This window comes from Streptococcus sp. V919, assembly GCF_054353475.1.
In genome coordinates, this window is record NZ_JBTHHY010000001.1 from 686,380 (window position 1) to 698,839 (window position 12,460).

A 12,460-nucleotide genomic window follows, 5' to 3' on the forward strand; every position below is an offset into this window, starting at 1 on the left:
GAAAGTAAATCATGACTAAAGACCGCAAAGAATCGCTTATTCAACTCTTAAAAGAAGCTCAAAAGCCGATGAATGGCCAAAGTTTAGCAGAACATTTTCACGTAACTCGGCAGATTATTGTTCAGGATATAGCTGTTCTTCGCGCAGATGGAGCTCCTATTCTATCGACTAATCGTGGCTATATCTATAAGGAAAATAGAGCCAATCCTTTTGTTCACAAACTCTTTAAGGTTAAACATAGAGAGGAAGATATGGAGCAAGAATTACTTGCTATCGTTGATAACGGGGGTCGGGTACAAAATATTCTCATTGATCATCCTGTCTACGGTGAAATCGAAACCCTTCTCAAGTTGAGTTGTAGACGCGATGTCGAGCACTTTTTAAACCAGGTCAAGACGTCTGATTTCCATCCTTTATCTGAATTGACAGATGGGATTCATTATCACTTAATTGAAGCCGAAAATAAACAAGACCTCCTCTATATTGAGAAGGCCTTGGACCAGCTAGGTTATTTGGTAAAGGATTAGAAGATTTTCTTTTCCCACCCGTCTTCTGTACGGTGACGGTAGAAAAATTCTGACTTGTCTGGAGCTTCCATCATCTCCATCAAAGGTAACATATCATAGGCCAGATCCAAATTTGGAATCTGGTCTTTTTCTACCCAGGACACTTCTCCTTCTTCAGATGATTGGAGAGTGCCCGTAAACTCAGTCGCCTTGTAACAAAAGACAATGTAGCGCTCACCTGTATCCAGTGGCCAATTTTTAATGCCGACAAGTTGAGGATTTTGGATTGTCAGACCTGTTTCCTCGTATATTTCACGAATAACTGACTCTGCAAAAGCCTCTCCATTTTCCACATGCCCTCCTGGAAAGGCATAGCCAGACCAGTTATTGGTTTCAGGTGATCGATACTGCATAACTACGCGCTGCTTTTCAAGGTCTTCAATCAAACAAATATTGGTTAGAATAGTTAATTGTGCTCGAGACATAGGACTCACTTTCTAATCTTTAATTTTCTATCTTATACTTAACTTTAGATTTCATAATCAATGGATTAATCCAGTCGTGATATTCATGAATTTCATGGAGTAAGAATCCTCTGTTGATTCTGATTTCATTTTTTTCCCTAATCACATAGTAGTCTAAATTGATAGGCATAGATGAATCTGGAACCGTGGAGAAAAAGAAAAATATCATAAACCAGATTATGAGAGCAACGAATCCACTGAGAGCCTGAAAAATTAGATGATGCCATTGAAAGATTCTTGTTTTGTAAAAAATGGTCCATGGTTGGATAAATAAAGTTAAGCAGAGACCAAAAAACCAGACATTCCACAAGACTGGCGTAAAGGCCAAGCCAAATAAACCTAAGATAAAATGAATCAGGACAAATACAAGAAACATAAGGTAAAGAATCCTAAATATAGTTAGATGTTTTAGCATGATTAACTCCTTTTCTTTTTAACATATTTGGAAATTAAAATAATCAAAGCAGCCACTAAGAAGAAGGTTATATAAGTAAGAATCGGAAACCAGATATAGCGGTGATCTAGGGATAAGAGAGATGGCAACATCCCTTTACTATTTTTTCCACCAACCCCGATAAAGAGATGGGCCACTAAACCGATACTATTAAGATAAATAAATAAATCTGCATATCTCTTAATTGTCATCCTTTTCCCAGACAAGTCTAGGAACCAATAGTCAAATAATCCATACACCAGACAAAAAAGATTTATATATAGTGGAAAACTATAGTTGATATCTCTGTATGGTGAAGGAATAGGAAGACTTTCAAAAATTAGATTCAAACTTAGTCCTATTGCTAGGATAAGACCGAGGATCAAGAAGAATCCTAAAAATTTATGAGAATCTAGCCAGAGCTGAAAACTTTCTCTCCTTGATAGATTCTTTTTTGTATTTGAATTTCTTTTATTCTTTTTCATTTGAGTGGATTTTCCCCATTTTCTTCTTCTCTCTTTTTGTTATCAAGATGCTTGAAAATTAAAATAATCAAAGCAGCCACTAGGAAGAAAATTATATAAGTAAGAATAGGAAACCAGATGTAGCGGTGATCTAAAGTTAGCAAGGGAGGAATAGTCTTTCTATTTCTACCTATTATTCCGAAAAATGAGTGAAACAATAAACCTACTCCATTTAGGTACAAGAATGGGTTTACAAAATCTTGTACTGTAAGCATTCCATCGAAATTATCTCTAAAAATACCCTGATAAAGTATATTCACTAAGAATACAAGATTCATAAAAAGTGGAAAGACATAATTGAGGTTTTGATATGGTTTTGGAACAAAAGTTGTCCCAAGCAACAAATAAAGTAACCCGATAGCTGAGAACCAAAATACACTACTATCTAATAGAAAAGCTATTTTTGAATACTGTAACAACCACAATTTTACTTTATCTAGCCAGCTCATTTTTCGATTTGGATTATAATGTTTTTTTGATGTTTTCTGTGTACTGTTATTCTTTCTCATTCGTTTCTTAATCTTTCGTTTTAAAAACTGTTCAAAGAGATTTACGTTCATTCCCCTAATCCAAGGTCTTGACTTCCAACATCACATCACGGATTTGAGCAGCCAACTCGAAATCAAGCACTTCGACGGCTTCTTGCATTTGTTTTTCCAGTTTCTTAACCAATTCTTTGCGTTCTTGTTTGTTAAGGCTATTGATATCGACTTCCTTGTCTTCTTCCTTAGCAACTGTCTTGGTAACAGAAATAAGGTCACGGATTTCCTTCTTAATCGTTTGTGGAATAATACCGTGTTCTTCATTATAAGCCATCTGGGTTTTACGGCGGCGAGCTGTTTCATCAATGGCTTTTTGCATAGACTGAGTTATGGTGTCCGCATACATAATCACATGTCCTTCACTATTACGGGCAGCACGACCAATGGTTTGGATCAGACCACGTTCATTTCGGAGGAAGCCTTCCTTGTCGGCATCAAGAATAGCAACTAGACTGACTTCAGGCACGTCAATTCCTTCACGAAGAAGGTTAATTCCGATTAAGACATCAAAAACGCCAAGACGCAAATCACGAATAATCTCCGTTCGCTCCAAGGTCTTGATATCCGAGTGCATGTACTTGACTTTGATGCCCATTTCTTTGAAATAGTCAGTCAAATCTTCTGCCATTTTCTTGGTCAAGGTTGTAATAAAGGTACGTTCATTCCTTTCAACACGGGCGTTGATTTCACCTAAGAGGTCATCAATCTGTCCCATAGTTGGACGGACTTCAACTTCTGGATCCAAAAGACCAGTCGGACGAATGATTTGCTCAATAACGGTCTCAGTCTGCTCGCGCTCATAATCACCAGGTGTCGCTGACACATAGACAATCTGGTGGACATGGCTTTCAAACTCTTCACGACGAAGAGGACGATTATCCAAGGCAGAAGGTAAACGGAAACCGTAATTCACCAACATTTCCTTACGAGAACGGTCTCCATTATACATCCCCTTGATTTGTCCCATGGTCATGTGGCTCTCATCTATCATAATCAAAAAATCATCAGGGAAGAAATCAAGAAGCGTGTACGGAGGCTCTCCTTCGCTTCGTCCATCCATGTGACGGGAGTAGTTTTCGACACCATTGGTATAACCCATCTCACGCAACATCTCGATATCGTACTCTGTCCGTTGTTTCAAGCGTTGTGCCTCAAGGAGTTTGCCTTCTTTCTCAAAGAGAGCTAACTGCTCCTCCAACTCGGCCTGAATCTTGGCAATAGCTACTTCCATGTGCTCGTCATTGGTCACAAAGTGCGTAGCCGGGAAAATGGCCAAATGGTCCACTTCACCAAGGACTTGACCAGTCAGAGCTTCAACCTCACGGATGCGATCAATCTCGTCCCCAAAAAACTCAACACGAAAGGCATGCTCATCACGAGATGCTGGGAAAATTTCCACCACATCCCCACGCACACGGAATCTTCCACGCTGAAAATCGATGTCGTTGCGTTCAAACTGAATGTCAACCAAGTCGTTCAAGAGCTTATCACGAGAAATCTCAAGACCTGGGCGCAAACTTACCACACTATCAGCATATTCCTTAGGAGAACCCAAACCATAGATACAAGAAACTGATGCCACAATGATAACATCATTACGCTCCAACAAAGCTGATGTTGCTGAGTGGCGGAGTTTATCAATCTCGTCATTGACCGAGCTATCTTTTTCGATGTAGGTATCACTCGATGGGACATAGGCTTCTGGTTGGTAATAATCATAATAAGAAACGAAATACTCGACCGCATTTTCAGGGAAAAATTCCTTGAACTCCCCATAGAGCTGGCCTGCCAGTGTCTTGTTGTGGGCAATGACCAAGGTCGGCTTATTAACTTGCGCAATCACTTGACTCATAGTATAGGTCTTCCCTGTACCAGTCGCCCCCATTAAGATTTGGGCCTTTTCTCCACCATCGATATTATCCACCAACTGCTCAATGGCCTGTGGTTGATCCCCAGACGGTTGGTATTTGGATACAAGTTTAAATTTGTTGTCTGTAATTCGATTAATCATAATAGCCTCATACACATTTTCTATCCTTCTATTTTACCATAAAAAGGAAAGAGTTTCTGTTTCTCAACAGACCACCTTGCTTTGTTTTATGTTATATCTTCTTACATAAGAATATAAAATATTTGCCGTTCTTCAACTTTTTTGATATAATTTGAAAATATCTTGAAAGGAGATATCACATGAAGAAAAAAATTCTAGCTTGTTTGCTAATTTTATTTCCTATTTTTTCACTAGGATTAGCAAAAGCGGATACAGAAAAAACCAAGTATGTCATTGCCAGTGACTCGTCATTTGCGCCATTTGTTTTCCAGGATTCAAGCAATCAATACGCTGGTATCGATATGGATCTAATCAAGGCAATCGCTGAAGATCAAGGTTTTGAAATCGAGATTACCAATCCAGGTTTTGATGCTGCTATTAACGCAGTCCAATCTGGACAAGCAGACGGTATCATAGCAGGTATGTCAGTTACAGATGCTCGTAAGGAAACTTTTGATTTCTCTGATTCTTACTATACCGCTAATACTATTCTTGGTGTTAAGGAATCAAGTACCATTTCTTCTTATGAGGATTTGAACGGTAAGACAGTCGGTGTCAAGAACGGTACTGCTTCACAAACCTTCCTAACAGAGAATCAAAGCAAGTACGGTTACAAGATCAAAACTTTTTCAGATGCTGCTTCTATGTATGATAGTTTAAATACCGGTTCAATTGACGCCGTTATGGATGACGAACCTGTTATTAAATACTCTATCAGTCAAGGACAAAAGTTAAAAACACCTATCGCAGGTACTCCAATTGGCGAAACTGCTTTTGCCGTAAAAAAAGGAAGCAATCCAGAATTGCTAGAGAAGTTTAACAAGGGACTCGCAAACCTTAAGGCAAATGGAGAATTCCAGAAGATTCTTGATAAATATTTAGCTAGCGATTCTACTACCACAACTTCAACTGCTGATGAAACAACTATTTGGGGCTTGTTGAAAAACAACTACAAACAACTCCTCAGTGGTCTCGGAATTACTCTTTCATTAGCACTTATTTCATTTGTAATTGCGATTTTTATCGGAATTATCTTCGGTATTTTTAGCGTTAGTCCTTATAAATCACTTCGTTTGATTTCAGAAATCTTTGTTGACGTCATCCGTGGTATTCCATTGATGATTCTTGCAGCATTTATTTTCTGGGGCATTCCTAACTTTATCGAATCTCTTACAGGACAACAAAGCCCAATCAACGACTTTGTCGCTGGTACAATTGCCCTCTCCCTAAACTCAGCAGCTTACATCGCTGAAATCGTACGTGGTGGTATCAAGGCCGTTCCTGTTGGGCAAATGGAAGCTAGTCGAAGTCTGGGTATTTCATATGGCAAAACCATGCGTAAGATTGTCTTGCCTCAAGCAACCAAACTCATGCTTCCAAATTTCGTTAACCAATTTGTTATCGCATTGAAAGATACAACGATCGTATCTGCGATCGGTCTTGTAGAACTCTTCCAAACTGGTAAAATTATCATTGCTCGTAACTACCAAAGTTTCAAAATGTACGCAATTCTCGCAGTCTTTTACCTTGCGATTATCACTCTTCTAACTAGACTAGCAAAACGCTTAGAAAAGAGGATTCAATAATGGCAAAATTAAAAATTGATGTCGATAATTTACATAAACAATATGGAAAAAACAAGGTTCTAAAAGGAATCTCTGTAAAATTCTACGAAGGTGATGTTGTTTGTATCATCGGTCCTTCTGGGTCAGGTAAGTCAACCTTCTTGCGTAGCTTGAATCTCCTTGAGGAAGGTACAAAAGGTCATATCACAGTTAATGGTTATGATTTGACTGACAAAGCAACCAACGTGGACCATGTTCGTGAAAATGTAGGAATGGTATTCCAGCACTTTAATCTCTTTCCACATATGACTGTCTTGGAAAATATCACTTTTGCTCCTATCGAGCATAAGTTATTAACCAAACCAGAAGCTGAAAAATTGGGGATGGAACTTCTTGAAAAAGTTGGACTTGCTGACAAGGCCAATGCTAATCCTGATAGTTTGTCTGGTGGACAAAAACAACGTGTAGCTATTGCTCGAGGTTTAGCAATGAACCCTGATATCATGCTCTTTGATGAGCCAACTTCTGCCCTTGACCCTGAGATGGTCGGCGACGTTCTAAATGTTATGAAGGAATTGGCAGAGCAAGGCATGACCATGATCATCGTAACCCACGAAATGGGATTTGCTCGTAAGGTTGCCAATCGTGTTATCTTTACTGCAGACGGTGAATTCCTAGAAGATGGAACTCCTGATCAAATCTTTGATAACCCACAACACCCTCGTCTAAAAGAATTTTTGGACAAGGTCCTCAACGCTTAAAAAAACTGCAAGGGATACCTTGCAGTTTTTTTCTTACTTGTATTGGAATTTTGGATTTTTTAGAAAATTATGATAAAATAAAGGATATGAAAATGGGGTTTTCCCCTGCCTAGTTGGACTAGGAAACAAAATAGAAATTAGGTAGCTGGATGTCATCTAAAGTTATTGTTACAATTTTCGGTGCAAGTGGAGATTTGGCTAAACGCAAGCTCTACCCTTCACTTTTTAGACTTTACAAATCAGGTAATCTATCTGATCATTTTGCTGTTATTGGAACTGCTCGTAGACCTTGGAGTAAAGAGTATTTCGAATCTGTTGTTGTCGAATCTATTTTGGACTTGGCAGATAGCGTAGAAGAAGCTCAAGCATTTGCTAGTCATTTTTACTATCAAAGTCACGATGTTAATGACACTGAGCACTACATCGAATTACGCAAGCTTCAGGCTGAGTTAAACGAAAAATATCAAGCTGAACACAACAAACTCTTCTTCCTCTCAATGGCACCTCAGTTCTTTGGTACCATCGCCAAACACCTCAAATCAGAGCAAATTGTTGATGGTAAAGGCTTTGAACGTTTGATCGTTGAGAAACCTTTTGGAACAGACTATGAGACTGCAAGCAAACTAAACGAAGAACTCCTAGCTACTTTTAACGAAGAGCAAATCTATCGTATTGACCACTATCTCGGTAAAGAAATGATTCAAAGTATTTTTGCTATCCGTTTTGCCAACATGATTTTTGAAAATGTTTGGAATCGTGAGCACATCGATAATGTTCAGATTACCTTTGCAGAACGTCTAGGTGTTGAAGAGCGTGGCGGCTACTATGATGAGTCTGGTGCCCTTCGAGATATGGTTCAAAACCATACCCTCCAACTTCTGTCACTCCTTGCTATGGACAAGCCTGCAAGCTTTACAAAGGATGACATTCGCGCAGAGAAAATCAAGGTCTTCAAGAACCTTTACCACCCTACAGATGAGGAACTCAAAGAACAATTCATCCGTGGTCAATATCGTTCTGGTAAAGTTGATGGCATGAAATATATTTCATACCGTAGCGAACCAAATGTCAACCCAGAATCAATGACAGAAACCTTCGCTTCAGGTGCCTTCTTTGTAGATACCGACCGCTTCCGTGATGTACCTTTCTTCTTCCGTACAGGTAAACGAATGACTGAAAAAGGAACACACGTGAACATTGTCTTCAAACAAATGGATTCTATTTTCGGAGAACCACTAGCACCGAATGTGCTTACAATCTACATCCAACCAACTGAAGGATTCTCTCTTAGCCTTAACGGTAAAGAAGTTGGAGAAGAGTTCAAACTTGCACATAATTCGCTTGACTACAGAACTGATGCTACAGCTACAGGTGCTTCACCAGACCCATATGAAAAACTCATCTATGATGTTTTGAACAATAACTCAACCAACTTTAGCCACTGGGATGAAGTGAGTGCATCATGGAAATTGATTGACCGTATAGAGAAGCTGTGGGCTGAAAATGGTGCTCCACTTCATGACTACAAAGCTGGTAGCATGGGACCTCAAGCTAGCTTTGATTTACTCAAAAAATACGGAGCTGAATGGACTTGGCAACCGGATATCGCCTATCGTGAAGATGGTCGATTAGAATAATCAAAAACAATCCTGCAAGAATTCTTGCAGGATTTTCTTTTATAGCAAACCTTCTAAAAGCCCCTTCATAAAGTTTTCAGAATTGAATTCACCGATATCATCGATTTTTTCACCAAAACCAATCAACTTAACAGGGATATTCAGCTCTTCACGGATAGCAAGAACGACACCACCTCGAGCTGTTCCATCAATCTTGGTCAATACAATACCTGTCAAAGGAGTGATATTTGAAAATTCTTTAGCTTGTACAAGAGCATTTTGACCAGTTGAGGCATCTAGAGCTAGGAAGGTTTCATGAGGTGCTTCAGGCATAACACGCTTGATGATACGACCAATTTTTTCCAACTCTGCCATCAAGTTTTCTTTGTTTTGCAAACGTCCAGCTGTATCAATCATGAGAATATCAATACCTTCTGCTACTGCACGTTCCATTCCATCAAAGACCACACTGGCTGGATCAGCTTTTTCTGGACCCGTTACAACAGGCACACCGACACGACGACCCCATTCTGCTAGCTGAGCTACCGCACCAGCACGGAAGGTATCCGCAGCAACAAGCATGACCTTCTTCCCAGCTTGTTTGTAGCGATGAGCTAATTTACCGATTGATGTTGTCTTTCCGACACCATTAACACCTACAAAGAGCATGACAGTCAACCCATCTTGGAAATTAATACTTTCGTTGTAGTTGCCATCCTTCTCATACAGCTCCACCAATTTTTCGATGATAACACGACGAAGTGCTTCAGGTTTCTTAGCATTTTCTAGCTTGGCTTCATAACGCAATTCTTCCGTAAGATTTGAAGCCACCTGGACACCAACGTCACTCATGATTAAGAGTTCTTCTAGTTCTTCAAAGAATTCTTCATCAACTGATCGGAAATTAGCGAAGAAGGCATTCAAACGGGCACCAAATCCCGTACGAGTTTTCTTGAGACTACGATCATACTTTTCCTGTACAGTCTCTTGTACTTGAGGAGTTTCCTCGGTTGCTTGATTTGCTTCCTCTTCTTCAAAAATTTCTGATTCTGTTTCGTCTGATTGAAGTTGATTAAAATCCTCTTCTTCTTCATCGCTTGAAGTCATATCTTCAACGTGAGATGATTCCACTTGAGGACTTTCTGCCTCTTCAAATAGATTTGATTCATCTTGAGAAACTTCAACTTCGTCAAGAGGTTCAATGATAACTTCTTCTAAACCCTCTACTGCAGGAGAGTCTTCATTTGTTTCTTCCTGAGGTTCAGCAGGTAAGATAACTTCTTCTGGTTCTGTCACTTCAGCATTTTCAGATTCCGATGCCTCGTGTTGCTCATTATCATCTGATAAGTCAATATTTTCTAAAGCTTCTTTGACAACATCTTCAATTTTTGGTTCTTCTATTTTCCCAAATAAACGGTCAAATAATCCCATACTTTAATTCTCCTTCAGTACATATTTTTCAATAGCCCAGGCAACGGCTTCCTCGTCGTTGGTCATAGGTGTTACCACATTTGCAACTGCTTTAACTTCAGGAACAGCATTTTGCATGGCTACACCAAGACCTGCCCATTCAATCATCGAAAGGTCATTAGCTTCATCTCCACAAGCCATCACTTGACTTCGATCAATTCCTAAATGCTCAATTAACTTAGCTAGTCCTGTCGCTTTATGAACATTCTTTGGTGACCATTCTAGCAAGAGTTCACGTGATTTAAAAATTTCATATTTGTCAAACAATTTAGGAGAAATTTTTTGAATAGCTGCATCCAAGGGTTCTTGAGGAAAGGCAGTGACACATTTATTGTAAGTAATCTGACTAGACAAATCTTCAAAAGCAGTTGGAACAAAAGTTAGAGCTGGGTTAAACTGAGCATATAAACTTTCCTGGTCTGATTGAATCTGATAAACGATGCCTTCAGAAATAGCATCTAATGGAATATTTAGTTTTTCAGTCTCTTCGTAAATACGGCTCACATCATCGATGGAAAAGACTGTCTTATCAAGGATTTCACCCGTATTTTTTTGAACCAAACCGCCATTAAAAGTAATCGTATACTCATCCTCATGACCATCTGTTCCAAGTTCTTTGAGGAAGAAATCCATGGCCTTGAGGGGACGTCCAGTAGTAAGGACTACTTTAACTCCTTGTTCACGCGCAGCCTTCAAAGTGGCCTTGGTACGTTCTGTCAATTTTTTGTCTGTCGTCAGCAAAGTACCATCTAAGTCCAAAGCAATTAATTTAATATCTGCCATTACAATTCCTCCATATAAGCGATAACTGATTGGTCTTTGTGGTGTCCAATAACTGTTTCAGCTAGTTCTAGAATCTCTGGACGTGCATTTTCAGGTGCGACTGGGTGTCCTACAACCTGCATCATGTGAAGGTCATTGAGATTATCACCAAAGGCCATCACTTGATCCATATCTAGATTTAATTTTTTTGCTAGCTCGACAATCGCAACTCCCTTATCAACATAATCTAGAACAATATCGATGGATTCAAAACCAGTAGTCATAGCCTTAACACCAGGCACATGTTCATTGACCCAAGCTTCTCCGGCTTCTACTGTCTCTTCAGTAAAGTTCGTTGTGAATTTGAAAATCTCATCGGTAATATCTTCGAGACTAGCTACCTTTTGGATGTTCTCATTGTAATGATGGCTAAACATAAGATAGGTCTCATCCACCGTATCAAGCACATAACAAGCCTCTTTACCAGTCAAAAGCATCTTCTTCTCATCAAAATATGGTGAAGTTTTTAGTTTTTCAAAAGTTGACAGGTAAAAATCACGTGGCATGGTTGCTTCATAGAGGTCCTCTCCATGGAAACGAACGAGACTCCCATTTTCAGCGATAAAAATAATCTCATCTTTGACATCCGCAAAATGCTTTTCAAGTGACAAGAGACCACGTCCCGATGCGACAGCAAAATAAATTCCTCGTTGTTTATATGAAGAGAGAAGAGCTTTTAAACGCTCCATATCAAATTGGCCTGCTTCATCTAGAAAAGTCCCGTCCATATCAGTTGCGACTAGTTTAATCATAAATACTCATATTCTCCAGTTGTAAATCTATCTTCTATTATACCATAGAAAAAGTAAATAGCGCCTAATCCATACGAGATTAGACGCCTGATAAACTGACTATTTTTTTTAAAATATATGCACTTAGAAATTAAACCTTGACTTATCCATCAATTCAAAGTTCTCTTATCCATATTTGGCAAAGAGAGCTTAAACTTAATAATACAGAGTCGAATCACAAAACCGACAATTGAGAGAATAATAAAGGCAGTAATTCTTGGAAAATGGAGGACAAAGGCCAACCAGTAATAAATAACGCCAATTACAAAAGATAGAAGGGCATAGATGTCTTCTTTTAGAACACTTGGAACTTCATTGATCAGGAGGTCTCGGATAATACCACCACCTGCTCCCGTTAAACAGGCCAAAATACCTGCAGACATCAAATTCAATTTACTATCAGCTAAAGCTGTAGCTCCAATCAAGGAAAAGATAATCAACCCAATCGAATCAAAGATGAGATAGGCTTCTCTCAACCATTTATAGAACTTTTTATCATGACTCGCATTGGCCTGTTTTGAAGTCACAAAGATATACATGATAACCGCTACAAAGATAGAGACATAAATCGGTCCAGGATCTGCAAGAGCGGAGGGAAAACGACTGATAATAGAATCTCTCAAAATCCCACCGCCTACTGCCGTTACAATTGCCAATAAACTAATCCCAAAAATATCTAAACGTTTACCAAATCCTTTGATGGCTCCTGACGCTGCAAAGGCTATTGTCCCAATATAATTACAAACCATTAGGAATAGATCAAAATCCATATAAGCTCCTCAAATTATTTTTGTAACCCTTCTGACTTCTTAAAGGTCATTCTAAATGCTTAGATGAAAGTTTGTATCGAGCACTA

The 12,460-nt window shown here is 39.1% G+C and carries 13 protein-coding genes; 4 read left to right on the top strand and 9 right to left on the bottom strand.

Going from position 1 to position 12,460, the window contains the following annotated elements:
* Nucleotides 1-11 precede the first annotated feature (11 nt).
* Nucleotides 12-527 (top strand): 3H domain-containing protein, encoded by a 516-nt coding sequence (locus ACXYSK_RS03685; protein WP_458625076.1) that lies wholly within the window; start codon nucleotides 12-14, stop codon nucleotides 525-527.
* On the opposite strand, the gene ACXYSK_RS03690 is transcribed toward ACXYSK_RS03685, so the two are convergent.
* The 5 genes from ACXYSK_RS03690 to uvrB all read right to left on the bottom strand — a co-directional run bounded on the left by ACXYSK_RS03690 (nucleotide 524) and on the right by uvrB (nucleotide 4,540).
* Nucleotides 524-991, bottom strand: coding sequence for an NUDIX domain-containing protein (locus tag ACXYSK_RS03690; RefSeq protein WP_458625077.1), 468 nt, complete (start codon nucleotides 989-991; stop codon nucleotides 524-526). The genes ACXYSK_RS03685 and ACXYSK_RS03690 overlap by 4 nt on opposite strands.
* Before the next feature lie 19 nt (nucleotides 992-1,010).
* Nucleotides 1,011-1,445 carry a hypothetical protein gene (locus ACXYSK_RS03695; RefSeq protein WP_458625078.1) on the bottom strand — a complete coding sequence of 145 codons (435 nt, stop codon included), beginning with the start codon at nucleotides 1,443-1,445 and terminating at the stop codon, nucleotides 1,011-1,013.
* Between the two features lie 2 nt (nucleotides 1,446-1,447).
* Entirely contained in the window at nucleotides 1,448-1,675 is a 228-nt protein-coding gene (locus ACXYSK_RS03700) for a hypothetical protein (protein WP_458625079.1), read from the bottom strand.
* Nucleotides 1,676-1,944: 269 nt separating this feature from the next.
* Nucleotides 1,945-2,436 (bottom strand): hypothetical protein, encoded by a 492-nt coding sequence (locus ACXYSK_RS03705; protein WP_458625080.1) that lies wholly within the window; start codon nucleotides 2,434-2,436, stop codon nucleotides 1,945-1,947.
* Between the two features lie 115 nt (nucleotides 2,437-2,551).
* Nucleotides 2,552-4,540, bottom strand: coding sequence for an excinuclease ABC subunit UvrB (gene uvrB, locus ACXYSK_RS03710; protein WP_458625081.1), 1,989 nt, complete (start codon nucleotides 4,538-4,540; stop codon nucleotides 2,552-2,554).
* 179 nt (nucleotides 4,541-4,719) lie between these two features.
* Here uvrB and ACXYSK_RS03715 point away from each other — a divergent pair, with 179 nt between their 5' ends.
* The 3 genes from ACXYSK_RS03715 to zwf all read left to right on the top strand — a co-directional run bounded on the left by ACXYSK_RS03715 (nucleotide 4,720) and on the right by zwf (nucleotide 8,542).
* The gene (locus tag ACXYSK_RS03715; protein ID WP_458625082.1) at nucleotides 4,720-6,165 is read left to right on the top strand and encodes an amino acid ABC transporter substrate-binding protein/permease; all 1,446 of its coding nucleotides are present in this window, start codon (nucleotides 4,720-4,722) and stop codon (nucleotides 6,163-6,165) included.
* Nucleotides 6,165-6,905 carry an amino acid ABC transporter ATP-binding protein gene (locus tag ACXYSK_RS03720; RefSeq protein WP_006150592.1) on the top strand — a complete coding sequence of 247 codons (741 nt, stop codon included), beginning with the start codon at nucleotides 6,165-6,167 and terminating at the stop codon, nucleotides 6,903-6,905. The genes ACXYSK_RS03715 and ACXYSK_RS03720 overlap by 1 nt, the downstream gene beginning before the upstream one ends.
* Before the next feature lie 149 nt (nucleotides 6,906-7,054).
* The gene (zwf, locus tag ACXYSK_RS03725) at nucleotides 7,055-8,542 is read left to right on the top strand and encodes a glucose-6-phosphate dehydrogenase (protein ID WP_458625083.1); all 1,488 of its coding nucleotides are present in this window, start codon (nucleotides 7,055-7,057) and stop codon (nucleotides 8,540-8,542) included.
* 39 nt (nucleotides 8,543-8,581) lie between these two features.
* Here zwf and ftsY read toward each other — a convergent pair whose 3' ends face one another.
* From ftsY to ACXYSK_RS03745, 4 genes are all read right to left on the bottom strand, one after another.
* Nucleotides 8,582-9,952 (bottom strand): signal recognition particle-docking protein FtsY, encoded by a 1,371-nt coding sequence (gene ftsY / locus ACXYSK_RS03730; RefSeq protein WP_458625084.1) that lies wholly within the window; start codon nucleotides 9,950-9,952, stop codon nucleotides 8,582-8,584.
* Between the two features lie 3 nt (nucleotides 9,953-9,955).
* Nucleotides 9,956-10,774 (bottom strand): Cof-type HAD-IIB family hydrolase, encoded by an 819-nt coding sequence (locus ACXYSK_RS03735; RefSeq protein ID WP_458625085.1) that lies wholly within the window; start codon nucleotides 10,772-10,774, stop codon nucleotides 9,956-9,958.
* Entirely contained in the window at nucleotides 10,774-11,565 is a 792-nt protein-coding gene (locus ACXYSK_RS03740) for a Cof-type HAD-IIB family hydrolase (protein ID WP_458625086.1), read from the bottom strand. The genes ACXYSK_RS03735 and ACXYSK_RS03740 overlap by 1 nt, the downstream gene beginning before the upstream one ends.
* 149 nt (nucleotides 11,566-11,714) lie before the next feature.
* Nucleotides 11,715-12,374 carry a trimeric intracellular cation channel family protein gene (locus tag ACXYSK_RS03745; protein ID WP_006150784.1) on the bottom strand — a complete coding sequence of 220 codons (660 nt, stop codon included), beginning with the start codon at nucleotides 12,372-12,374 and terminating at the stop codon, nucleotides 11,715-11,717.
* Nucleotides 12,375-12,460 lie beyond the last annotated feature (86 nt).

Coding starts and splice junctions, on each gene's coding strand:
- ACXYSK_RS03740 (WP_458625086.1), bottom strand. CDS start 11,565: ATGATTAAACTAGTCGCAACTGATATGGACGGGACTTTTCTAGATGAA.
- ACXYSK_RS03700 (WP_458625079.1), bottom strand. CDS start 1,675: ATGACAATTAAGAGATATGCAGATTTATTTATTTATCTTAATAGTATC.
- ACXYSK_RS03745 (WP_006150784.1), bottom strand. CDS start 12,374: ATGGATTTTGATCTATTCCTAATGGTTTGTAATTATATTGGGACAATA.
- ACXYSK_RS03705 (WP_458625080.1), bottom strand. CDS start 2,436: ATGAGCTGGCTAGATAAAGTAAAATTGTGGTTGTTACAGTATTCAAAA.
- ACXYSK_RS03685 (WP_458625076.1), top strand. CDS start 12: ATGACTAAAGACCGCAAAGAATCGCTTATTCAACTCTTAAAAGAAGCT.
- ftsY (WP_458625084.1), bottom strand. CDS start 9,952: ATGGGATTATTTGACCGTTTATTTGGGAAAATAGAAGAACCAAAAATT.
- ACXYSK_RS03695 (WP_458625078.1), bottom strand. CDS start 1,445: ATGCTAAAACATCTAACTATATTTAGGATTCTTTACCTTATGTTTCTT.
- ACXYSK_RS03690 (WP_458625077.1), bottom strand. CDS start 991: ATGTCTCGAGCACAATTAACTATTCTAACCAATATTTGTTTGATTGAA.
- ACXYSK_RS03735 (WP_458625085.1), bottom strand. CDS start 10,774: ATGGCAGATATTAAATTAATTGCTTTGGACTTAGATGGTACTTTGCTG.
- ACXYSK_RS03720 (WP_006150592.1), top strand. CDS start 6,165: ATGGCAAAATTAAAAATTGATGTCGATAATTTACATAAACAATATGGA.
- zwf (WP_458625083.1), top strand. CDS start 7,055: ATGTCATCTAAAGTTATTGTTACAATTTTCGGTGCAAGTGGAGATTTG.
- uvrB (WP_458625081.1), bottom strand. CDS start 4,540: ATGATTAATCGAATTACAGACAACAAATTTAAACTTGTATCCAAATAC.
- ACXYSK_RS03715 (WP_458625082.1), top strand. CDS start 4,720: ATGAAGAAAAAAATTCTAGCTTGTTTGCTAATTTTATTTCCTATTTTT.